The 23150-nt window shown below is 72.2% G+C and carries 14 protein-coding genes and 3 tRNA genes; 9 read left to right on the top strand and 8 right to left on the bottom strand.

What is annotated here, in order from left to right:
• Window positions 1–5: 5 nt before the first annotated feature.
• Entirely contained in the window at window positions 6–3344 is a 3339-nt protein-coding gene (locus tag ACXKR8_RS16930; RefSeq protein WP_458273740.1) for a DUF4132 domain-containing protein, read from the bottom strand.
• A gap of 86 nt (window positions 3345–3430) precedes the next feature.
• Here ACXKR8_RS16930 and ACXKR8_RS16925 point away from each other — a divergent pair, with 86 nt between their 5' ends.
• A complete protein-coding gene (locus ACXKR8_RS16925; protein ID WP_458273739.1) occupies window positions 3431–4648 on the top strand; it encodes a hypothetical protein in 1218 nt (405 codons plus the stop codon).
• A 30-nt stretch (window positions 4649–4678) separates the two neighbouring features.
• Here ACXKR8_RS16925 and ACXKR8_RS16920 read toward each other — a convergent pair whose 3' ends face one another.
• Both ACXKR8_RS16920 and ACXKR8_RS16915 read right to left on the bottom strand, forming a co-directional pair.
• Window positions 4679–6934, bottom strand: a complete 2256-nt coding sequence (locus ACXKR8_RS16920) for an endonuclease/exonuclease/phosphatase family protein (RefSeq protein ID WP_462100547.1) — start codon at window positions 6932–6934, stop codon at window positions 4679–4681.
• Between the two features lie 380 nt (window positions 6935–7314).
• Window positions 7315–8286 carry a LysR family transcriptional regulator gene (locus ACXKR8_RS16915; RefSeq protein WP_462100546.1) on the bottom strand — a complete coding sequence of 324 codons (972 nt, stop codon included), beginning with the start codon at window positions 8284–8286 and terminating at the stop codon, window positions 7315–7317.
• Between the two features lie 66 nt (window positions 8287–8352).
• On the opposite strand from ACXKR8_RS16915, the gene ACXKR8_RS16910 reads away from it, so the two are divergent.
• Together ACXKR8_RS16910 and ACXKR8_RS16905 are read left to right on the top strand one after the other, a co-directional pair.
• The gene (locus tag ACXKR8_RS16910; protein ID WP_458273736.1) at window positions 8353–9837 is read left to right on the top strand and encodes an MFS transporter; all 1485 of its coding nucleotides are present in this window, start codon (window positions 8353–8355) and stop codon (window positions 9835–9837) included.
• A 26-nt stretch (window positions 9838–9863) separates the two neighbouring features.
• The gene (locus ACXKR8_RS16905; protein WP_458273735.1) at window positions 9864–10664 is read left to right on the top strand and encodes a heavy metal-binding domain-containing protein; all 801 of its coding nucleotides are present in this window, start codon (window positions 9864–9866) and stop codon (window positions 10662–10664) included.
• A gap of 1052 nt (window positions 10665–11716) precedes the next feature.
• Here the strand turns inward: ACXKR8_RS16905 and ACXKR8_RS16900 are convergent.
• Window positions 11717–11789, bottom strand: a tRNA-Trp gene (locus ACXKR8_RS16900).
• Window positions 11790–11831: 42 nt separating this feature from the next.
• On the opposite strand from ACXKR8_RS16900, the gene ACXKR8_RS16895 reads away from it, so the two are divergent.
• Both ACXKR8_RS16895 and ACXKR8_RS16890 read left to right on the top strand, forming a co-directional pair.
• Window positions 11832–13244, top strand: coding sequence for a DUF2201 family putative metallopeptidase (locus ACXKR8_RS16895; RefSeq protein WP_458273734.1), 1413 nt, complete (start codon window positions 11832–11834; stop codon window positions 13242–13244).
• A gap of 53 nt (window positions 13245–13297) precedes the next feature.
• On the top strand, window positions 13298–15058 hold the full coding sequence (locus tag ACXKR8_RS16890) for an AAA family ATPase (RefSeq protein WP_458275004.1): 1761 nt from the start codon (window positions 13298–13300) through the stop codon (window positions 15056–15058).
• On the opposite strand, the gene ACXKR8_RS16885 is transcribed toward ACXKR8_RS16890, so the two are convergent.
• The 3 genes from ACXKR8_RS16885 to ACXKR8_RS16875 form a co-directional block, all read right to left on the bottom strand.
• The gene (locus tag ACXKR8_RS16885; protein ID WP_458273733.1) at window positions 15037–16386 is read right to left on the bottom strand and encodes an SDR family NAD(P)-dependent oxidoreductase; all 1350 of its coding nucleotides are present in this window, start codon (window positions 16384–16386) and stop codon (window positions 15037–15039) included. The two genes, ACXKR8_RS16890 and ACXKR8_RS16885, sit on opposite strands and share 22 nt — an antisense overlap.
• 22 nt (window positions 16387–16408) lie before the next feature.
• Window positions 16409–16480: transfer RNA gene (locus tag ACXKR8_RS16880), tRNA-Ala, on the bottom strand.
• A 12-nt stretch (window positions 16481–16492) separates the two neighbouring features.
• Window positions 16493–16566, bottom strand: a tRNA-Gly gene (locus ACXKR8_RS16875).
• An 81-nt stretch (window positions 16567–16647) separates the two neighbouring features.
• Between ACXKR8_RS16875 and ACXKR8_RS16870 the strand changes: the two genes are divergently transcribed.
• The 4 genes from ACXKR8_RS16870 (at window position 16648) to ACXKR8_RS16855 (ending at window position 20777) form a co-directional block, all read left to right on the top strand.
• Complete coding sequence (locus tag ACXKR8_RS16870; protein ID WP_458273732.1) at window positions 16648–18231, top strand: circularly permuted type 2 ATP-grasp protein; 1584 nt, start codon at window positions 16648–16650, stop codon at window positions 18229–18231.
• Between the two features lie 11 nt (window positions 18232–18242).
• Entirely contained in the window at window positions 18243–19214 is a 972-nt protein-coding gene (locus ACXKR8_RS16865; RefSeq protein ID WP_458275003.1) for an alpha-E domain-containing protein, read from the top strand.
• Between the two features lie 5 nt (window positions 19215–19219).
• Entirely contained in the window at window positions 19220–20062 is an 843-nt protein-coding gene (locus tag ACXKR8_RS16860) for a transglutaminase family protein (protein ID WP_458275002.1), read from the top strand.
• Window positions 20063–20135: 73 nt separating this feature from the next.
• Window positions 20136–20777 (top strand): hypothetical protein, encoded by a 642-nt coding sequence (locus ACXKR8_RS16855; protein WP_458273731.1) that lies wholly within the window; start codon window positions 20136–20138, stop codon window positions 20775–20777.
• Window positions 20778–20854: 77 nt separating this feature from the next.
• Here the strand turns inward: ACXKR8_RS16855 and ACXKR8_RS16850 are convergent, their stop codons facing one another.
• Window positions 20855–23104, bottom strand: a complete 2250-nt coding sequence (locus tag ACXKR8_RS16850; RefSeq protein ID WP_458273730.1) for an RICIN domain-containing protein — start codon at window positions 23102–23104, stop codon at window positions 20855–20857.
• Between the last annotated feature and the right edge of the window lie 46 nt (window positions 23105–23150).

The raw sequence follows: 23150 nt of genomic DNA, 5'->3' as shown, positions 1-23150 counted from the left end.
TGAGGTCACTGGGTCACCAGCTCGGTCAGGTCGGCGATCAGCTCGGAGGCCAGCAGCGGGCTCAGCTGACGCAGGCTCAGGGTGTTCTCACGGCCGCGCCAGAAGGTGTCGGCCCGGGCGGCCAGCCCGACGACGGCCAGGGTCTGGTCCCCGAGCTCGGCGACGGCTCCGACCGGGATGCCGGGGTGCAGCTCGATCACCAGGAAGCGGTCGTCGGCGACCTGCCGGGAGATCCAGCATTCGATCCCGGCGTCCTGCGGCTGCCCTCGCTCCCAGCCGTGCCGTTGCAGGCCGAGGAGCTTGCCGACCGGGACGGTGACGTCCTCGAAGCGGCTGAGCCTGCCGGTGTCGGCCTCCTCCTCGGTGAGGGAGTGGACGGGGCGGCCGAGTTGCGGGAAGGGTTGCAGGATCTGGTAGTCGGCGAAGAGTTCCGACCAGGTGGGGAGGGTGTCGCCGAGCAGCAGCGGGTGGGCGAGGCGGATACTCGCTTCCGGGGGGAGGGTCAGCGCCTCGTCGTCGGCGTCGGCGTAGCTGCGGTCCTCGGCGACCCGGAACGACAGCACGCTGCCGTCATGGTCGGCGAGCCAGACCAGACGGCGGACCAGGTGCCAGGTCAGCGGGTGCTGGACGAAGAGTTCCTGGAACTCGGCGGCGGTCCAGGAGCGCTGGCTGACCATGGCCGCCTCCAGTCGGGCCACCTGGTTGCCGGCGATGGTGCGGACGTCCTTCTTCAGCGCGGCGAAGCGCTTGCGTTCGGCCGGAGCGCGGTCGGCGTCGTCCTTGGCACCGGGGAGCGGGAGGTCCTTGCGGCGCTTGCCGTCCTGGTCCAGGACGTAGGGGCGCAGCTGCTCGTCGAAGCCGACGGTGAAGCGGCGCGGGCCGTAGTCGATGACCGTGCTGCCGTCGGCGTCCAGACCGAGGTCGGGGACGAGGCGGTCGGCCAGCTGATCGCCGGTCAGGCCCAGGGTCTCGGCTATCTCGGCGATCTTCTGCTGGGCCCGGACCTTCAACGCCTTGAACGGCACCCGCTGGGCGATCCCGTGCAGGCTCATCAGCGCCAGGTCGGAGCCGATCGCGGCCAGGACGTCCAGCCCCTCCGCCGCCCGCTGGTGCATGCTCTCGCCGGGCCAGGCCCGGAGCACCGGGGTGAGCCGACGCACCGTCATATCGTCGCCGAGCCAGACCAGGGACTGGAGCGCCCAGCTGTCCTTGGGCGGCATCGCGGCCTTCCGCCAGCCCTCGAACAGGGCCCAGCCGAACTCGGCCAGCGACTCGCGGTCACAGGCCTCCAGCACGATGTCCAGGCCCGGGTAGCGGTCGCCCGGCTTGGACAGCGCCAGCGCGGTGATCACGTGCCGCACCGACTCCTCCGGCAGCGCACCGCCCTTGACCAGGGTGATCTGCGGCAGCAGCGCGGGCTCGGCCCAGTCGCCGACCACCGGCATCCGGGCCGGGAGCGCGGCCTCCAGCGGGTCGGCGGACAGCAGCTCGGCGACGATCTGACCTGCCTCGGCGCCGTACCCGGCGGTGGCCAGCTCACGGACGGGCCCGGCGCCGTGCTGCCCGGCGGCCAGCCGCAGCACGGCCTCGGCGCGCTTGCGTGCGGCACCGGCCGGGCCGACCGCGTCCGGCACCAGCAGCGCCACCGCGGGGAGGCCGTGCCGGGCGAACCAGGTGCGCGCGGTCTGGCCCGCCGACTTCAGCCGGACCAGCCACTCGGCCATCAACCGGGCCGCCCTGACGTCCAGGAACGGCAGCAGCAGTGAACCGGCCGAGGCCGGGGTGCGGACGGCGGCCCGCAGCACCGGCGGCAGGGCGAGGACGCCGTGCTTGGCGACGATCGGCCTGAGGATGTTCACGGTGTCCCAGCTTTCGCCGGGATCCCAGTCGGCGAGCAGCGGCTGGACCTGCTCGGTCGGCCCGTCGACGAAGAGGTGGACGGCCAGGTACCACTGCAGCCTTCCCGCACGCATGGTCTCGATCTGGGTGTCCCAGTCGGGCAGCGGCGATTGCCCCATGTGCCAGGAGCGGTCGACGGCCCAGTCCTGCTGTTCGCCCTCGGCCCAGGCGAGTTGCGGTTGCTCCGGGCTGGGGGCCAGGCCGGTGAGGACGCGCGGCTTCGCCGCCGGGCGCCTGCGGGTCCACGGCGGGCTCACCAGCAGCGCGGGCAGCGCCTCGACGGGTGCCTCGGCGATCCGGTCGGACCGGGTGAGCAGCGGGGCGACGGTGGCGGCGAGTTCCGGGGCCAGGCCCGGCAGGGCGGCTGCCGCCAGCTCGCGGTGGGCCGAGACATGCAGCAGCAGCAGTTCCCTGGCCGGCTTCGCCGTGGCGGCGGTGGGGGCGTTCGCCGCCGTGGCCAACAGCCGCAGCGCCCGGCGGGGTTGACGCTTCGCCGACGCCGACAGCGCGGCTCGGGCGTAACGGTCCTGGACCTGTTCCAGCAGCAGACCGAAGGCCTCGTCGCCGGGGATCTCGGCGAGTACGCCGGACACGGTTTTGAGGTAGTCGGCCGACAGGTAGGCGTTGTTGCCCATCATCTCGCCGATCACCGTGGCGACACCCGTCCCGAGGCCCTCGGCGAGGGTGGCGAAGTTGGCGATGGACCACTCGCCCCAGCCGAGCCGGAGCGGCCAAGTGACCAGGGCCTGCTGCTCCGGGGTGCTCACCGAGGACAGCAGCATCAGCGTCATGCCGTCGTCGACCCGACCGCTCGGACCCGGTTGCGCGCAGGCCTCGGTGACCCACTCGGTCTCGCTGGGCAGCAGATAGGCGACGATCACCCGGCGGCGGATCCCGTCCCGATGGGCGGCCAGCGCGGTGACGGCGTCCTGGTAGGTCTCCTCGTCGGCTGCGGCGAGCAGCGCCCGCATCCGGTCGGCGACGGGGCGGCGGCGGCGGGAGTGCGCGGTGTACTCCCCGGCCGGGGTGCGCCCGAGTGGGGCGTGCGGGCTGGCTATTCCCCTTACCACAGCGTCGAGTTGGACCTCGAACAACTCGGCCGTCGCGCAGGCGGCGAAGGGCAGGCCGTGGTCGGCGGCCCAGGCGTCGGCGAACGGCTCGAACGACTCCTTCCAGTCCCGCGCCAGGGCGGTGGCCGCGAGTACGGCGGCGCCGAGCGGAGTCTTGTCGTCGCCCTGCTGCGCCCGTGCGGCCTGCACCAGTTCGGGGGCGCTGGTGGTGCGAGTGAGCACGTCCTCGATCCACTCCGCGTTCTCGGCGAGCAGCCGCTGCACCGTCTGCCGAGCCTGGTCGCCGCGCGGGGTCACCTTCCGCGCGATACCGCCCCGCCGGGGGTGCAACTGCCGGTGCCAGCTGCTGGGCAGCGTGAACGTGTCCTCGTCCATGACGGATCCTCCCCCCGACCTCCCTGATCGGATGTCGGAACCGTAGCCTCCGGCACTGACAGCATGACCCTCTAGGGTGGCCTCCCATGACCACCGTCACTGTCCTTGTGGACGCCACCGTTGTCGGATCCACCGCCGGGGCGCTGGTGTGGCGGCGTGCGGCATCGGGGGCCGGCGGCCGGCGCCGGTGGTGGACGGCGGGTGGGCCGGAGGCGGCGCTCGCGCTGGTGGTGGGGCTGATCCTGCTGAACCAGGTGCTGGTCAGCGTGTATGTGCTGCGGGTGCACGGCGGGGACTCGTCGTTCGTCACCCGCTACCTGGCCCCCGGCTGGTTCGAGACGGATCAGGGCAATCCGCTGATCCGCCGGCTGGCCACCGCCTGGCCGGCCCCGAGACTGCTCTCGCCCACCATCCTGCGGTCGCAGGCGCTGCTGGAGCTGCCGTTCGGCCTGCTCGCCTATCTGTCGGCGCTGCGCTGGCTCGACCCGGGGCTGTACCGGCGGGTGGCCCGCTCGCCGCTGATCGCCTGCGCGTCGGTGGCGTACACGGTGGTGTTCTGCGCGGTGGAGTGGTTCTTCCACAGTCCCTACACCGCCTGGGACATCGGGCTCAGGGTCGTTTCCGCGGTGCTGACCCCGCTGTGGATCGCCGCGATCGCCGGGCGGGAACAGGGCGAGAGCCGGACCTCCTCGGCCAGCGAACTGCTGCTGTTCTGCGGCGCCGCGGGCGCGCTGGGCTATCTGGTGCTGGTGTTGTACGGGACGGTGCTGCTCTACAACCTCGGGCTGCTGGGTGCGCAACTACCGCGTGCGGCAGTGGCCCTGGCAATCCTGATCACCTGTCGGGTGCTGGCCGCCCGGCTGCGGAAGACCGCGCCGCCAGGGCCGCCGCCGGGGCCGGCGCTCGCCGCGGCCGGGTCCTGCCTGCGGTGGTTCCTGGTCCTCTTCTTCGCGCCGGCCCTGGCCGTGCGCTACGCCGTCAACTTCGGCAACCTGTCGGTCGCGATCGCCGCTGCGGGCGTACTGGCGCTGACGGCGTGCCAGCTGGCCCTGCGCGAAAGTGACGACAGATCAGCTCGCTTGCTGCTGACTCTGATCGGCGCCACCGTCCTCGGTCTGCTGGCCGGGTACGCGGCCGCCCGCGCGGTCACCGACCCCTACTACGAGGCCACCGTGCTCCGCGGTTTCGCCGCGTTCGCGGTGACGGTCCTGGCCGCCTGCTGGCTGGCGGACCGGTTCCAGGGAGACAAGGGAGACAGCAGAGCGGGCGCCCCCTCCGCTTTCCACGGAGGGGACGCCCGCTGACGACCGGGGTGCGACCGGGTCGCTACCGGGTTACGGCCGGAACTGGACCACCTGCGGGTCGTGGTCACTGGTCTGGTTCGCGTACTCGGAGTTGACGTGGACCACCTGGTACACCGGGGAGGTGATTCCCGGGGCGGTGAGGATGTGGTCGAGCACCTCGGAGACGCCGTCGTAGTCGTAGGTGTACTGCTCGTTGACGGGCAGCGTGGTGATCAGGTCGGTCAGGATCGACGGGCCGGTGCCGTCCGAGGTACCGGTCCGCAGCGAGGCCAGGGCCGGGCTGAACTGGTAGTCGTTGAGGTCGCCGAGGACGACCACGTCGGCCTTCTTCTTGATGTTCAGGATGTTCTGGATGAAGTCGTGCTCCACCTGGGCCTGGCCCGAGCGCTGCAGCGCCGAGGACTGGGCCGGGAACTGGAAGCGCCCGTCCTGGCTCTGGTCGCCGAGCTTGGCGTCGAAGTGGTTGGCGACCACGAACACGGTCTTGCCGCCGAAGGCGAACTCGGCCACCACCGGCTTGCGGCTGGAGTTCCAGACCGGGTTGTTGGGGTCGATCCGGCCGGGGGAGAGGGTGAGGTCCGGGTTGCCGCCGTTGGAGACCACCTGGGTGCCGGTGGTGGAGCGGTTGACCGTGCTCGCGCCCTTGTCGACGAAGCTGACCCGGGCGTCGTTGAACAGCAGCACCACCCGGATGTTGCCGCCGGGCTGGCCGCCGTCCTTGTCGTTGACCGGGTCGATCTCGCGGTAGCTGTACTGCGGGCCGCCGGCCGCCACGATCGCGGCGGTGAGCTTGGCGATGGTCTGGTCCGCGGCGACGGTGCCGTCGTCGGTCGCACCGCTGTTGTCCTGGACCTCTTCGAGCGCGATGATGTCCGGCTTCGCCAGGTTGGTGACGATGCCCGACGCCAGCTTCTGGTACTTGGTGGCCGCGTCGCCGGGGGCGAGGTTCTCCACGTTGTAGGTGGCGATGGAGAGTTGCTTGTTGCTGGTGGTCGGCTTGGCGGCGACCGGGGCGAGGTTGCCCGCGTGGACGGTGCCGAGGCTCGACGCGGCCAGGACGTAGCCGCCGTACTGGGAGTAGTCGATGGTGCCGACGGTCGCGCCGGTGAAGGTGTCACCCACGCTGACCTCGGGGTTGCTGCCGTCGTCGGCGACCACCTCAAGGCGTCCGGACGGGGTCGCGTTCTCGGCCAGCAGTTCGCTGCCGCCGCGGTAGGTCACCGCCTCGGTCGGCTTCACGGTGACGTACTGCTCGCCGTAGGCGTCGGACGGGCCGACCACCCGGGCGTTGTCGGCCTCGACCCGCATGCCCTCGATGGACTCGTAGAAGTCCAGCACCGAGCGGGCCGGGGTGATCGGCGTGCTCTCGATGTTGGCCCCGCCGAGGTCCGGCGCGTACGTGGCCGGGACGTTGGCGGCGCTCAGCACGATCGGCGCGGGGAGCGCGTTGCCGCTGCTCAGCACGGTGACGGTGGGCGTGGCCAGCTCGGTCACGGAGAGGTTGGAGGTGGTGGCGAGGGTGTCGCCGCTGGCCAGCTGGTAGTAGTCGGAGACCTTGGCCGAGACCAGCACCGAGTCACCGACGGCGACGGTCGGCGCCGAGGAGGTGTAGACGAACACGCCCTCGCTGGTGGCCGGGTCGGCGTCCGGGGTCGGGTCCTGGATCCAGAAGCCCTTGGAGCCGCTGGTGCGCAGCGCGGTGACGATGCCGGGGACGTTGGTGACGGTGTCCCCGTTGTGGGGGGAGACCCACTTGGCACCCTGGATGTCGTGGATCCGCAGCGGGCCCGGGGTGGCCGTGGGCGTCGGGGTCGGCGTCGGAGTGGAGCTGTCGCTGGAGGACGGCGTGGGCGTCGGCCCGGTCGGCGCGCTGGCCGAGTTGGCCGGGCTCGGGGTGCCGGCGGTGAAGTCGGTGCCGTTCTGGTCGCTGTCCGCGCTGCTCGCGTTGCGCGAGTCCGAGGTGCTGTTGCTGGTCGCGGGTGCGTCCGCGGAGCCCTCGTGGACGATGGCGGTGCCGTAGCCGACCAGGTCGTGGATGCTGCCGTCGGCGGCGCAGTCGGCGGTGGTCTTGCAGGTCAGCGCGGTCTGCGAGGTGACCAGTGCGACCGTGCCCGCGGTGCCGCTCATATTGACCACGCCGGTGGCGTCCGGGGTCGGCAGGCTGTCGGTGCCCGCGGTGCCGGCGGCCTCCTGGACCAGGTACGAGCCGCCGGGGGCGATCGAGCCGGTGAGCGCGGTGACCTGCCAGGTCGTGGTCGCGCCCGGAGCGGCCGAGATGTACTGCACCGACCAGGTGCTGAGGTCGACGGCGGTGCTGCCGTTGTTGTGCAGCTCGATGAAGTCGTTCTTTCAGCGTGGCGCCGGAGTTGCCGCCGCCGCCGTAGACCTCGTTGACCACGACGTCCGAGGAGGAGGTGGCGTTGGCCGTGGGGGCCAGCGCGATGGCGGCGATGGTGCCTTGCGGCGGCGGTGGCGGCGAGTAGCACACGGGAGCGTGAGCGGGATCTGGACACGGTCCTCCTAGACCTGATACCTGGCTGGAGCGGGGGTTCTGAGCCGTTATCAGGAGCCATCATGGACGCCCCGGATGAACCCTGCATGTCACTTGGGAATACTGCTGGCACCGACTTCTTGATCGATCCGCATCCGTACAGGTGAGAGCCGGTCTACGCGCTGCGTCTACGCGCCTCGTCTACGCGCTTGATCCACGCGCCTCGTCCACGCGCCCGAGCTACGGGCCGCGGCCGGCTCCGGCGGCCAGCCCGGCGATGGCGTCGCGGAGCCAGCGGTGCGCCGGGTCGGCGTCCAGGCGCAGGTGCCAGGCCATGCCCAGCGGCACCGGGGGCAGGTCCAGCGGGATGTCCAGCACGGTCAGCGGCAAGGTACCGGGCGGCGTACTCGGCGACGCTGCCGGGCACCAGCGCCAGCGCGTCCGCCTCCAGCGCGAAGTAGCAGGCGGCGCCCTGGGTCGGAACGGTGGCCAGGACGTCGCGGCGCAACCCCTGCTCGGCCAGCAGCTCGTCCACCACGCTGCGGGCCCGGCCGCGCCGGGTGGCGGTGATGTGCGGCAGCGCGGCGAACTGCTCCACCGTCAGCGGACCGCGCGCGTAAGGGGCGCCGGTCCTGGCGACCGCGACGATGGTGTCCCGGCCCAGCTCGCGGCTGCACACGTCCGGCGGCAGCGGGGGCAGCGCGCCGAGGTCGAGGTCGATGCCCCGGCGCAGGTCGGCGGGGTCCTCGTCGCCCTCGGGCACCAGTCGCAGCCGGACCCCCGGCGCCTCCCGGCCGCACAGCGCGGTCAGCGCCGGGCCCAGTGCCATGGCCGTGCCGTCATTGGTGCGGATGGTGAACTCCCGCTCCAGGGTCGCCAGTTCAAGCTCGCCTGGCGGACGGAGCGCGGCCAGCGCCGCACCCAGCGCGGCCTGCACCCGCGGCTGCAGCTCCCGGGCCCGCGGCGTCAGCTGCAGCCCCCGGCCGGCCGGGACCAGCAGCGGATCGCCGACCACCCGGCGCAGCCGGGTCAGGGTGCGGCTCATCGCCGAGGGGGAGACGCTCATCTCCGCGGCCGCGCCCGCCACACTGCCCGCGCGCAGCAGGGCGTCCAGGGCGGGGAGCAGATTCATGTCCGGTAGCTGCATGGGACGCAATCCTAGGGTGCCGAATAGGAACTTGTGCGCAGCTGTCGGGCCCGTCAGCCTGGGGACATGACCACCACCCCGGCCACCCCGGCCACCCCGACCTCCACGACCGACTCGATATCCCCGCGCCGCCGCCGCACCGCCCTGCTGGTGGCGGGCTGCTTCTTCATGGAGATGCTGGACGGCACCATCGTCTCGACCGCCGCCCCGCAACTGGGGGCCTCCCTGCACACCAGCCCGACCTCGGTCGGCCTGGTGGTCACCGCCTATCTGCTGACCCTGGCCGTGCTGATCCCGCTGAGCGGCTGGCTCACCGCCCGGTTCGGGATGCGCCGGATCTTCCTCGGCGCCATCGCCGTGTTCACCCTGGCCTCGGTGGGCTGCGCGGCGGCCGGGAGCCTCGGTGAACTGGTCGCGCTACGGGTGCTGCAGGGGGTCGGCGGCGCGATGATGGTCCCGGTCGGACGGCTGGTGGTGCTGTCGGGCACGGCCAAGCAGGACATCCCCAAGGTGATGGCCTATGTGGTCTGGCCGGCCCTGGTCGCCCCGGTGCTGGCTCCGCTGCTGGGCGGGGTGATCACCACCTATCTGAGCTGGCACTGGCTGTTCCTGGTCAACCTGCCGCTGGGGCTGGCCGCCTTCGCCACCGCCTGGCGGCTGATCACCGCCGAACCGCTGCCGACCCCGCCGCCGCTGGACTGGGCCGGGGTGCTGCTGACCTGCGCCGGTCTGGGCGGGCTGACCTGGGCCGGACACCTGGTCTCGGCCGGCTCCGGAGCCGCCGGCATCCTGGCCGTCGCCGCGGCCTCGCTGCTCACCCTGGCCGCCGCCACGTGGCACCTGCTGCGCAGCCCGCACCCGCTGCTGAACCTGCGCACCCTGCGCGTCACCACCTTCCGCGCCTCCACCACCGGCGGCTCGCTGTTCTGGGTGGCCGTCAGCGCGATCCCGTTCCTGCTGCCGCTGCTGTTCCAGACCGTCTTCGGCTGGAGCCCGGTCAAGTCCGGCGCGATCGTGCTGTTCGTCTTCGTCGGCAACATCGGGATCAAGCCCGCCACCACCTACCTGCTGAACCGCTTCGGCTTCCGTCCGCTGCTGCTCACCGCCTCGGTCGGGCTCGCCGCCACTGCCGTGGCCTGCGCCTTCTTCAGCGCCGGCACCCCGCTGCCGGTGATCGCCCTGGTCGCCACGGCCAGCGGCGCCGCCCGTTCGCTGGGGCTGACCTGCTACTCGGTGATCGCCTTCAGCGACGTCCCGGCCGAGCTGATGCGCGACGCCAACACCCTGGCCGCGACCCAGCAGCAGACCGCGGCAGGCCTCGGCGTGGTCGCCGCGACCGTGGCGCTGCGGATCGGCGACTCGGTCGGCGGGCTGGTCCCCGGGCACTCGGCGGCAGGCGTCCCGTACGGGACGGCGTTCCTGCTGCTGGCCCTGGTCGTGCTCGGCTCCACCGTCGGCACGCTGCGGCTGCGCCCCGGCGCCGGGGACGCGGTGCGCCGGGTGCCGGCCGGTGCCAGTCCTGCGCGGAGCGCCAGTTCCAGCTCCGGCTGAGCGGGCGGACCCACTATTCTCCGGCCATGACCACACCGACGTACCCCCCGCTGCCCGAGACCGCCAAGGGACGACTGACGCAGTCCCAGCAGGGCCGGCCCTGCTTCACCTCCGACCTGTCCGTGAACGAGTTCGTCCTGGTCACCCAGGCCGGGTTCGAGCCGCTGGGGATGGTGATGGGCAGCAGCGTCTACCACGTGGGGGTGCAGAACGCGGGCTGGAAGGTCAGCCAGGAGCTCGGCTACCTCAGCCAGGCCATGTACACCGCGCGGGAGCTGGCGATGTCCCGGTTGGAGGCCGAGGCGGCCCAGCTCGGCGCGGACGGGGTGATCGGGGTGGTGCTGCGGCCGATGAACTACCAGTTCTTCGGCGACGTCATCGAGTTCGTCGCGGTCGGCACCGCCATCCGCAGCACCGACGGCCAGCCCTACCGCAATGTCGACGGCAAGCCCTTCACCACCAGCCTCTCCGGCCAGGACTTCTGGACCCTGTGGCAGCACGGCTGGCTCCCGCGCCGGATGGTGCTGGGCACCTGCGTCTACCACGTGGCGCACCAGACCCTGCGGCAGACCCTCTCCCAGGCGGGGGTCAACACCGAGCTGCCCAACTTCACCCAGGCCATCTACGACGCCCGGGAACTGGCGATGTCCCGGATGCAGTACGAGGGCCAGCAGATCGGCGCCGACGGCATCGTCGGCACCAGCGTCAACGACTACCGCTTCTGGGGCGAGCACGCGATCGAGTTCCTGGCCACCGGCACCGCGGTGAACCGCATCCGCCCGGACACCATCCCGGTCCAGCCCCACATGACCATGCCGCTGCGCTGACGCTGTCGTTGCGCCGGCCGAAACCCCGGTGCGGCGGGTCGGACCGGCTGGATACCCTTTCGGATCACCGGAGGGGGTTGCTGTCGTATGGATGCGTCGGTCGAGGACGGACGGAAACTGGCCCATCTGCTGAAGCTGGCCGGGCCCGAGCAGGCACGTCGCGCGCGGACGCGGCTGGGCCCGCTCGCCGGGACCTCGCTGAAGTCGGCCAACCTGAGCCGCCTGCTGCAGTCCCGGCCGCCGCTCGCGGTCTGGCTGTGGATGCTGGGCTGCGACCGTCCTGAGTGGAACGCCGAGGCCTTCCAGCTGCGCGAACTGGGCGACGCCATCCGCCGGGACATCCTGAACGGGGTGCCCTTCGGGCCCGGCCGCACCGAGCGGGTGGAGCTCTCGCCCGCCCTGGGCGTCTCCCGGCGGCAGGGCCGCGTGCACCCCGAGTTCGACCTGCCCGAGGAGTTGCCGGTCGAGGAGCTGCTGCTCCGGCTGCGGGCGGTCGGGGCGGCCCGGCAGCTGGGGCGGTGCCGCGCTCTCGCCGGCAATGTCCGGCGCGCGGCCTGGGATCCGGAGCGGCAGCAGCAGCGTCCCGGGGACTGGGCCACCGTGGCCCGCGCGGACCTGGAGGACCCGCTGCCCGGGTACGCGCGGTGGGCCCTGGCCAGTCGGCTGACCTGCCCGCCGTCGCTGCGCGAGCAGTTCGGCAGTCACCCCAAGTTCACCCGGCGGCTGCACCGGGCGGGGGCCCTGACCGATGTCCGCGCGTTCGTCGAGCAGTGCCCCGCGGGTGAGGCACTGCTGGTCCTGGGCGCGTTCGCGGGCACCGGCGCGGCCGAGGACGCGCGGATCCGCGAGCTGCTGACCCCGCTGGTGCGGGCGGAACTGGGCGGCCACGCCGAGGCCTGGGCGGTGCTGGCGCAACTGCTGCCGACCTTCACCGGCACGCTCCCCGAGCTGATCACCACGGCAGGCGCCATCGCCGGCCCGGATCCGGACCCCGACCCCGAGGACCAGGACGACCCCGAGGACCAGGACGAGGAAGCAGAGGTGGGGAGCGACGGGACCGGCTGGATTCGAACCAGCGTGTTCCGGTTCTGGAGACCGACGCGCCTGCCTCTGCGCTACAGCCCCGTCGCCGCCTGCGACTCTACCGGCGGAACGGGTGACCGGGCCATGCCCGCCGATCCTTCCTACGACCTCCGCAGGCCCCGGCTGCACGTGGTCGACCCCACCGACCGCCGCGCCCTGGCCGCGTACCGCCCGGCCGCGCCCGCGACCGTCGCCGCGGCCCGGCGGCTGAAGGAGGCCGCGCTGCTGGACTTCGGCCTCACCGAGTCGGCGATCGCCTCCTGGCTGTACGCCAAGTGCCACCACCAGATCCCCACCGCAGCCGTGGACACCGCGGCCGTGGTGGCCTCGGGCGACGGCACCTGTCTGCTGCTCTACAACCCCGACTTCTTTGTCGCGCTGGGCCTCGGCGGGGTGAAGTTCGTGCTGTTCCACGAGGCCAGGCACCTGATCCAGCGTCACCTCTTCGCCGACCCCGAGCTGCGCGAGGACCCGGTCTTCACCGTCGCCACCGAGGTCACCGTCAACCATGTCGCGCTGCACCGGCTGGGCCGCTCCACGCTGCCGCTGCTGGACGGCGAGCCGGTCGGCATCGACCCGCGCACGATCCATCAGCTCTACACCGCCGACCTGGCGCGGCAGGGCCTGGACGCCGTCCCCTATGAGGAGTTCACCGACACCGACCACGGCTGCTACGTGGAGCTGAAGCGGATGGCGCACCCGCCGGTCCCGGTCCCGCGGTGCGTGCACCTGGACCCGGGCGGGGTGCCGACGGACCCGGAGACGGTGGCCGCGGTGGCCTCGTCCGTGCTGCTCAATGTGCTGCTGGCGGCCCGCCGCGGCAACCGCACGGCCGAGCAGGAGCTGCTCGACCTGATGCGCCGCACCGAGGACGGCTCCACCGGCGCCGCCCGGATCTGGGGCGATCTGGGCGCGGGCGCGCTGCGCGGGCAGACCGTCCGCACCCGGCGGGTGGACTGGTGGCAGCGCTGGCTGGTGGACGTGCTGGCGTCCAAGCTGCGCGAGGGCGAGCGGCTGGTCTACCCGAAGAAGCGCGGGGCGATCCTCACTGCTCTCGGCCACGAGCCGATGCTGGCCCGGCGCGGGCCGGTCCGGGACCGGGTGCTGGTGATCGCCTTCGACACCTCGGGGTCCATGCCGGACCCGGTGGTGCGCTGGCTGACCGAGCTGGTGGGCCAGATCGACGGGGTCGAGGCGCACTGGCTGTCCTTCGACGCCCGGGTCATGCCGTTCAAGCCGGGGGAGCGGGTGCTCGGCGGCGGCGGCACCAGTTTCCAGGCCGTCGCCGACTATGTGGAGGGCCGGACCACGGTGGACGGGCAACTGTTCGAGGAGCGCCCGGACGCGGTGGTCATGGTGACCGACGGCTACGCCCCGCCGGTCACCCCGGCCGACCCGGACCGGTGGATCTGGCTGATCACCGAGGGCGGCGACGACTGGCCCGAGACCCACACCCCGCCGATGGCCTGCCATCGCGTCACCACAGGAGAGCAGTGAACACCAGCGAGGACCAACCCGAACTCTCCCCGCTGGAGCGGTTCATCGACGCGATGATCGAACTCGGCCTGACCGGCCAGGTCTTCGGCGAGCACGGCATCGGCAAGACCGCGACCTTCTTCGCCCACATCGCCGCCGCCTACCAGGACACCGAGCTGGTCTTCGTCCCCGCGGCCAATCTGACGCCGGACGATCTGCTCGCCAACGCCCCGGTCCGGGACGCGGCCACCGGGGAACTGGTGCTGCGTCAGCTGGTGATGCGTCAATTGCGGCCGGGGAAGCGCTTCGTCCTGCTCATCGACGACTCCTTGCAGGCGGGGGAGTCGATCCAGTCGCAGCTGATGCAGATCGCCTGCAACTGGACGCTGGGCGAGTTCGACCTGCGCGAACTGGGCTGCATCGGCGTCTTCCTGACCGACAACGAGTCACTGGCCGAGACCTCGGCCGGGCGGCAGGACCTGGCCATCCTGGACCGGATGGTCACCCTCAGGATCGGCGCCAACGACACCTCCTGGCGGGCCTCGCTCTCCCGGCGCTTCCCGGCCTGGGACCTCACCCCGGTGTTCCGGATCTGGGCCGCGCAGCCCCCGGCCGTCCGGGAGCTGCTGTCCCCGCGCACCCTGGAGCACGTCCTGGCCAATGCCCGCGAGGGATTTCCGCTGGTCTGGGGCCTGCCGCTGGTCAACGGCAGCCGGCTGCGGCTGGCGGACCCGGCGCCGGGGCGCAACGGCAAGCCGCAGCCCGACCGTACCGGGGAGATCCTGGACCGGATCGCGGCCGCCCTCGGCGTCGCCAACCCGTCCACCGTCCCCGACCCGGTGCGCCGGGTGGTCCGTGCCGCGCTGCGCAACCGCTGGACGGTGCTGCTGCAGGGGCCGCCCGGCTGCGGAAAGACGGAACTGGTGAAGGAGTTGGTCCGCGAGGAGCTGGGGCACGAGCCGCTGTACTACTCGATGCCGGTGACCAATGTCGAGGACCTGTGCGCCCCGCTCCCGACCGCTGACGGCTCGTTGGAGAACCTGCTGGCCGTGCACTTCACCGGCGACCGGCCGAAGGCCATCGTCTGGGACGAGTACAACCGCCCGAAGGACAAGGCCGCCTTCGCCAAGCTGATGGAGATCACTCAGGAGTGGTCCCTGGCCGGACAGCGGATCGCCGGGCTGCGCGGGCAGATCGCGCTGCAGAACCCGCCGTACTTCCTCGGCCGCAAGCTCCAGGTCGCCCGCAACAACATCGCCCAGGCGACCCGCTTCACCGCCTCGGTGGTGGTCGACCCGGCCGACATCCCGGCCAACGAGTGGCTGATCGCCCGCTACGGCCCGGTCGCGGAGACCGTGCTGGAGTGGTGGAAGCACGACATCGACGAGGACGGCCGGGCCTGGATCAGCAAGCGCACCCTGGAGCGGCTGATCAAACTGCACGGCAAGGGCCTGCCGCTGCACCTGGGCACGATCTACCTCGGCGACGGCGAGTACGCCCCGGTCCCGCTCACGGCGCTGATCGACCGGCTGAAGCACCGGCCGGTCACCGGTCTGCGGGAGATGGTCGCCGATGTGGCGGGGTGGGAGGCGCGGCTGCGCCGGGCCGGGCTGGAGTCGGCGGAGGGGACGAACGACACCGACCTGGTGCACCAGGCCGTCGCCAACGCCGAGCTGTCGCAACTGCGGAAGCACCAGGCGGCGGTGGCCCGGCTGGTCGCACTGCTGCCGCCGAAGCTGCGCTCCACCTACCTGGTCGGGGCGACCGAGCAGCAGCAGCGCTTCTGGATCGAGACCTTCGCGCTGATGGTGCGTCACCAGTCGGCGACGCGGTAGTCCTTGAGGAACACGCCCGACACCGGGCTCCCGGCCTCGCCACGGACGATCGGGTCGTAGACCCGGGCCGCGCCGTCGACGATGTCCAGCGGGGTGCGGAAGCCGTGCCCGGCGATCCGGGCCTTCTTGGGGGCGGGGTTCTCGTCGGTGATCCAGCCGGTGTCGACGCTGCTCAGATGGACGCCCTGGGCGGCGAGTTCCTCCGCGCTGGTCCGGGTCAGCATGTTCAGCGCGGCCTTGGCCATATTGGTGTGCGGGTGGCCCGCGGTCTTGTTGCGGACGGCGAACCGCCCTTCCACGGCGGTGACGTTGACGATGTAGCGGCGGGGGTGCGGGGAGGTCAGCAGCAGCGGCAGCAGCCGGTCGCAGAGCAGGGTCGGCGCGACCGCGTTGACCAGGTGCGTCTCCAGCAGCTCGGCCGGGTCGAGCCCGCCGAGCCGGGCCGACCAGGAGTTCTCCGGCGCGGTGTCGGGCAGCAGCCCGGCCTCGTCGGTGAGCAGCGCGAGCGCGGACTGCCCGCTGCGGGCCGGGGCCAGTTCCTGCCCGGTCCGGAAGCCGGGGGCCTCCAGCATCCGCTGGCCGTGCGGCTCCAGCGCCTCGCGCTCCCCGGCGGCCAGCACCGCGTACGCGCCGGGCGCGCGACGGACGGTCTGCGCCGCGTTGTTGACCAGGATGTCCAGCGGGCGGCCGTCCGACCGCAGCTGCTCGCAGAGGCCTAGCACCTGGCGCGGGTCGCGCAGGTCGATGCCCGCGACGGTGAGCCGGTCCAGCCACTCCGCGCTGCCGGGCTCGGCCCGGAAGCGGCGCACGGTGTCCTGCGGGAAGCGGCTGGTGACGGTCAGCTCGGCGCCGTCCCGGAGCAGCATCAGCGCCAGCTGGAAGCCGATCTTCACCCGGCCCCCGGTGAGCAGCGCCCGCCGTCCGCGCAGGTCGGTCCTGGCCTCGCGCCGGTCCAGGTTCTCGGCGGCGCAGGCGGGGCAGAGCGAGTGGTAGAAGGCGTCGGCGGTGGTGTAGGCGGTCTTGCAGACGTAGCAGTGCCGCGAGCGCCGGTACGTTCCGACGCTGCTTCCTGGCGCTGCCGGGGGCGTGAGGGGTGCGTCCTCGCGCCGGTCGGTGGCGCCGGTGGTGGTGGCCGCGCGGACCGCGGCGTCCTCGGCCTGCATGCCGTCCCTGCGGGCCTTCCGTCGGCGGCGTCGGCCGTCGTTCACCAAGGACTCGGCGACCCGCTCCGCGTGCAGCCGGACCAGATCGTCGACCGGCAGGGCACGCAGTTTCCGCACGGTGCGGGAGTAGACCTCCAGCTCCTCCGCGCTGACCTGCCCGTCCATCCCGTCCCCCTGGTGGTTCGGTGGGACCCGGCCGGATTCGAACCGGCGTGACCTCCATGCGAAGGAGGCGCGCCTGCCTCTGCGCTACGGGTCCCGCGTGCGGCTGCCCGGACGGCCGGATTCGAACCGGCGTGGTCCCCCTTGGCAAGGGGGTTGCGCCTGCCTCTGCGCTACGTCCGGGCATTGCCGAGGATGGTACCTGTACGCATTCGGAAGTGTTCCCGTCATTCCTACGAAACGGGTCGCCCCTACCGTCACGACATGGCGGATATCTTCGACTCGTACACGCTTGCGGACGCGTGGGACGAGATGTTCGAACGGCCCGGCATCGTGCGTCCCGCGTATGGAGCGGTCTTCACCGCCCTCCAGTCGCTGGACGCCAATGAGCTGCGCTTCCGCACCGAGCAGATGGCCCGGGCCTTCACCGACCGGGGCGTCACCTACTCCTTCGGCGGTGAGGAGCGCCCCTTCCCGCTGGACCTGGTGCCGCGGATCCTGGACGCGGTGGAGTGGGACACCATCGTCCGGGGCGTCCAGCAGCGGGTACGCGCGCTGGAGGCGTTCCTCGCCGACGCCTACGGCCACCAGCGGGCCTTCAAGGACGGTGTGGTCCCGTACCGGCTGCTGTACTCCTCGCAGCACTTCAACCGGGCCGCGCACGGCATCGAGCCGCCGGGCGGGGTGCGGATCCATGTGGCCGGCATCGACCTGGTCCGGGACGAGGACGGCGGCTTCCGGGTGCTGGAGGACAACGTCCGGGTCCCGTCCGGGGTCTCCTACGTCATCGAGAACCGGCGGGTGATGACCCGGGTGCTGCCCTCGCTCTTCGCCGAGCAGCCGGTGCGTCCGGTGGACGAGTACGCCCAGCGGCTGCTGGGCGCGCTGCGGGCCTGCGCGCCGGAGGGGGTCACCGACCCGGTAGTGGTGGTGCTCACCCCCGGCGTCGCCAACGCCGCCTACTTCGAGCATGCGCTGCTGGCCCGGCTGATGGGCGTTCAGCTGGTCGAGGGGCGTGACCTGGTCTGCTCCGGCAACCGGGTCCGGATGCGGACCACCCGGGGCGAGACCCCGGTGCACGTGGTCTACCGGCGGATGGACGACGACTACCTCGACCCGCTGCACTTCCGCCCGGACTCGGTGATCGGCTGCCCCGGCATCCTCTCCGCCGCGCACGCCGGCAACGTCACCCTGGCCAACGCCGTCGGCAACGGCATCGCCGACGACAAACTGATCTACACCTATGTCCCCGACCTGATCCGCTACTACCTGGCCGAGGAGCCCGCGCTGCCCAACGTGGAGTCCTTCCGGCCCGAAGAGCCGGGCCAACTGGAAGCGGTGCTGGACCAGTTGGACCGGCTGGTGCTCAAGCCGGTGGACGGGGCCGGGGGCAAGGGCATCGTGATCGGGCCGCAGGCCGACCGGCCCACCCTGGACCGGCTGGCCAAGCAGGTCAGGGCCGACCCGCGCGGCTGGATCGCCCAGCGGCCGGTGGCGCTGTCCACCTCGCCCACGCTGACCGGCACCGCCGAGGGGCACGACGGGGTCGCGCCGCGCCACATCGACCTGCGCCCCTTCGCGGTCAACAACGGCGACGACATCTGGCTCCTCCCCGGCGGTCTGACCAGGGTCGCCCTCGGCGCGGGCAACCTGGTGGTCAACTCCAGCCAGGGCGGCGGCTCCAAGGACACCTGGGTGCTGCCGGGGCCGCGCGCCCCGCGGGAGACCCCGCCGCCCGCCCCCGAGCCCTACGAGCAGCACGCGTTCGCCGCGGCCGACGGAGTGACGCCACGTCAGTTCGGACCCGGCGCGCCCTCCACCACCGATCAGGGGGCCCAGCAGCAGTGACCACCGACACCATGCTCTGCCGCATCGCCGAGTCGCTGTTCTGGCTCGGCCGCTACGTCGAACGCGCCGACGACACCGCCCGGATCCTGGACGCCTATCTGCACCGGCTGCTGGAGGACCCCTGGAGCGACGAGGACGCCGCCTGCCGCTCGCTGCACGCGATCCTCGGCCTGGCCGCCGAGCAGGAGAAGCCCTGCGACATGGACTCGGTGCTGGACCGGCTCGCCTTCGACGCCACCAGTCCGGGCTCCATCGACGGCGCGCTGCGGGCCGCCCGGGAGAACGCCCTGTCCGCCCGCGAGGTGGTCTCCACCGAGATGTGGGAGTGCCTCAACTCCACCTGGCACCAGCTCGCCGAGCAGCGCCTCGCCGCCCGCCGCAGCGGACCGCACGCCTACCTCGGCCTGGTCCGCCGCCGGGCCGCGCTGTTCTTCGGCCTGGCCGACTCCACCATGAGCCGGGACGACGGCTGGCGCTTCGTGCTGCTCGGCCGCAGCCTGGAACGGGTGGACATGACCGCCCGGCTGCTCGCGGTCCGGGTGCTGGCCGCCGTGCACGCGCCGGACTGGCCCACCCTCCTCAGCGCCAGCGGCGCCGACGAGGCCTTTATGCGCACCCACGGCGCGGCCGGGGACCAGGTCGGCGTGGCCGAGTTCCTGCTGCTGGACCGGGGCTTCCCGCGGTCGGTGCTGCACGCGCTCACCACCGCCGAGGAGTGCCTGGCCGAACTCGGCACCCCGGCCCTGGCCGGCGTCCCGAACGCCGGGCACTGGGGCCGCCCCGACCCGGCCCGGCTGCCGATCGGCCGGATGCGCACCCGGCTGGAGTACCTGGACACCAGCGAACTCGGCGGCCCTGGCGCGGACGGCCTGCCCGGGCTGCTCCGCGATCTGCAGCAGGCCTGCGGCGACGCCGCCCGGGCCGTCGCCGAGCGGTTCTTCCCGTACGACGGACCCGTCGAGTGGTCGATGGAGGGGGCGTGATCGACATGGGCCGCAGGCTCCGGATCAAGCACGAGACGGTCGCGGCGTACGAGGGGCCGGCCACCTCCTCCTACAACGAGGTGAGGATGACCCCGCTCACGCTGCCCGCACAGACCGTGCTCGACGCCCGGATCACCGTCAACCCGAGCGTCCCCACCTGGAGTTACTGGGACTACTGGGGCACCCAGGTCACCGTCTTCGACCTGCCCGACCCGCACACCAGGCTGGCGGTCACCGCCACCAGCCTGGTGGAGACCTCCCCGCCGCTGCCGCTGGCGCCGCCGCCCGGCCGGCACGAGATCCGGGCCAGGGCCGGCAGCAGCGCGCTGGCCGAGTACCTGGCGGCCACCCCCCGCACCACCCTGTACGGCGAACCGGTGGAACAGGCCCTGGACGCCGCGGACGGCCTGGACGCGCACACCGCCGCCGCGGCCGTGGCCGAGCTGGTCCGCGGCCATGTCGTCTACACCCAGGGCGCGACCGGGGTCTACACCGGCGCACAGGAGGCCTGGGAGCTGGAGGTCGGCGTCTGCCAGGACTTCGCCCATCTGACCGCGGCGCTGCTCCGCGCGGTCGGCATCCCGGCCCGCTATGTCTCCGGCTACCTGCACCCCGACCCGGACGCCGACGCGCAGGTGCCGGTCGCCGGGCAGAGCCACGCCTGGGTCGAGTACTGGGCCGGCGAGTGGATCGGCCACGACCCGACCAACGGCACCAGGGCCGGCGAGTCCCATGTGGTGGTCGGCCGCGGCCGCGAGTACGGCGACGTCCCCCCGCACAAGGGCGTCTACCGGGGCGCGCCGGGCGGAATGCCCCGGGTGGAGGTGGAGTTCGTCCGTCTCGCCTAAGCGGTGCCCTTCCGGCACACTGTGCGGTGCCCGGCAAGCGCGGGGCGCCGCACAGTGGGGGGACACACGTCTGATGTTGCTGTTCGGGCTGCTTTTCTGCGCCCTGGCCGGGATCGAACTCGGCGCCACCGCCGCCGGGGCGATCCACCTCGGGGATGCCGACGCCGGCGGGGTCCCCTTCTTCGTGATCGGCATCAACCTGGCCCCGTGGACCGCCTTCGCCGGCTTCGCCCTGCTGGCCGCCGCCGCCCGCCGGTCGGCCAGGGCCCGGGAGGCCGCCGCGGACCCGCTGCCGGCCCTGCAGCCGGTGCTGGCCAGGATCGACGCCTCCCGCGCCATCGGCATGGGCTCCGACCTGCCGCTGTACCTGGGCCTCACGGTCGCCCCCGACGGCCGCCCCGGCTACCGGGTCGACCTCAACGCCACCGTCAACCTGATGGACATGGACGACTACCGGGTCGGCCGCATCATCGTCGCCGCGCACGACCCGGACCGGCCCTGGCGGGTCGAGCTGCTGCGCAACCCCAGCGCCGAATGGTCCGCCCGGGCCGTCCTGGCCAAGATCGACTCGGCCCCGGTCAGCACCATCCCCGCCAAGCCCTTCCCGGTCCCCGCGACCGGACTGCGCCGGCACCGCTTCCGGCCCGGCCTGTACGCGATGGGGCTGGGGCTGCTGGCCTCGGTGGCGATCTTCTGGAGCCGCTTCACCGGCTGAGCCGAGGACAGCGAAGAGGGCGGGTCAGCTGCTGCTGACCCGCCCTCAGGTGCTAGGCACTACCTACTACGGCTCCGCTACGGGTAGCTGGTCAGGTCAGCCACGTTGTTGCTGGAGTTGGACGGTCCGCCCGAGCTGTTGACGATGTGGCTGATGGTGCCGACACCGCCCAGCGAGACGGTCACCATGTCGTGCAGCTTGACCCCGGAGACCTGCGGGACCTCGATGGCGTGGTCCGCCACGATCGAGCTGTTGACGTTGAAGTAGCAGTAGACGCCGAGCCCCCAGCCCTCATGGGTGGTGACATTGGCCGCGACCTTGTAGGCCGCGTAGCCCTTGGTCGACCCGTTCATCCAGCTGGACTGGTTGGGCGGGTCGTACGGCAGCTCGTTCTGCAGGAAGTAGGTCCGGCCGCCGTTGGCGTTCCAGAGCACCGCGTACTGCTGGTAGTGCTCCGCGGCCAGCCCGTACATAGTGACGTTGGTGCCGTTCACCACCAGACCGTTCTGGGCGGTGTTGGTGGTCCAGCCCACTCCGCTGCCGTGGTCGGCACGCCAGAGCCAGAAGTCGTCACCGACCGTGTTGTTGCTGTTGACCTGGACGCTCACGGTCGCCTTGCCGACCGCCGCGCCGCCGATGCGGGCGAAGATGTCGGACAGGACGGTCGGGTCGGCCGAGTGGTCCGCGCTGCTGCCGGTCGGACCGACCTGGAGCAGCACCGGGGAGTTGGTGGTGCCGGCGTCGAACAGCAGGCCGCCGATGCGGATGCCGTTGACGTCGGCGGTGGTCATCGCGGTGGTGCCGTTGTCGGCCTCCAGCGTGGCCAGGCCCAGGCCCAGCACCACGGTGTCGGCGCGGGTCACGTTGATGGGGCTGGTCAGGTGGAAGACGCCCGGGGTGAACAGCAGGTTCTTGCCCGCGGCCAGCTGCGCGTTGATGGTGGCCGCGCTGTCACCCGGCTTGGCGATGTAGAACTGGCTGATCGGCAGCGAGGTGCCGGGGGTGTTGCCGCCGGACCAGGTGGTGCCGCTGGTGTTGGTCTGGTCGGCCGGCACGAACACCTGGTAGTTGCCGGAGGAGTCGATGTACAGGTACGGCTTCTCGGCGATCACCGGGGTCTTGGCGACCGTGGTGTAGGTGGGGAAGCTCTGCGCCGGGGCGTTGGTGTCGCCGACGAAGACCATGTTCCAGTTGGAGCCGGTCCAGCTGCCCCACTGGTCGTTGCGGGACAGCCACTGCTGCTGGGTGCCCGAGTTGACCTGGCCGTCGACCTTGGAGTCGCTCAGGAAGCCGCCGCTGGACCAGCCGCCGTTGTCGGAGAGGATCATGTTGCCGGTGACGTGCACCCGGCGCATCGGCGAGGCCTGCGAGACGGCCCACTTGACCTGCCCGTTGGACGGGCTGTCGGTGAGGTTCTCGACGGAGCGCCAGAAGTTCTGGGTGGCGTTGCCGCCGTCCCACTGCGCGTCCGCGTTGACGCCGCCGCCGCTGATGGTGACCTGGCCCGGGTTCTGGCCGAGGCCGAGCACCTGGGTGTAGTAGCCCACCGGCACGTTGACGTTGTAGCTGCCCGGCTTGAACAGCAGGGCGTAGCGCTGGGTGCCGAACTGGTTGGTCTCCTGCGAGCTGTAGACGCTGTTGATCTGGCTCTGGATCGAGGAGGCCGACTGCGACGGGTCGAAGGTCAGCACGTTCGGGCCGAGGTCCGGCGCGCCACCGCTGGGCGGGGGAGACGTCGGCGGGGGCGTGGTCGGCGGCGGTGTGGTGCCGCCGCCGTTCAGGGTGAACGACTGGGCCGTGGTGCCGTTGCAGGCGTACTGCTGCAGCTGGACGCTGTCGGCGGTGGACGCGGCCGGCACGTCCAGGCACTTGCCGCTGTTGCGGTTGACGAAGTGGTAGGTGCCGGTGGACTCGGCGACCGGCAGCCACTGCTGGTTGTTGCCGCCGCCGTAGGCCCACAGCTGGATCAGGGCGCTGTCGGCGGTGGAGACCCCGGTGACGTCCCAGACCTGGGCCGGGCTGGGGGCGCTGCCGACCTGGAAGTAGCCGCCGCTGGTGGCCGTGAAGACCCAGTTCTGCGCGGCGGTGGCGTTACAGGTGTACTGCTGCACCGCGGTGGCGTTGGCGGTCGCGGCGGCGCGGGCGTCCACGCACTTGCCGCTGTTGCTGTTCACCACCGTGTAGCTGGTCCCCGAGACCACGGCGGCGGGCGTCGCCGCCGAGGCCGTGGGGCTGAGGCCGAACGCCAGGCCGCCCGCGACCAGGGCTGATGCTGCTGTTCCTGCGAATACGACGTTCCTTCGTCGCACACGTCGTTCTGCCCTCATGGGGGTCTCCTGCGTCTTCGAGGGTGGGACGGGGGTCTGCTGACAC

Source organism: Streptacidiphilus sp. PAMC 29251, from assembly GCF_054208735.2.
This window is presented reverse-complemented; position numbering and strand designations above follow the sequence as displayed.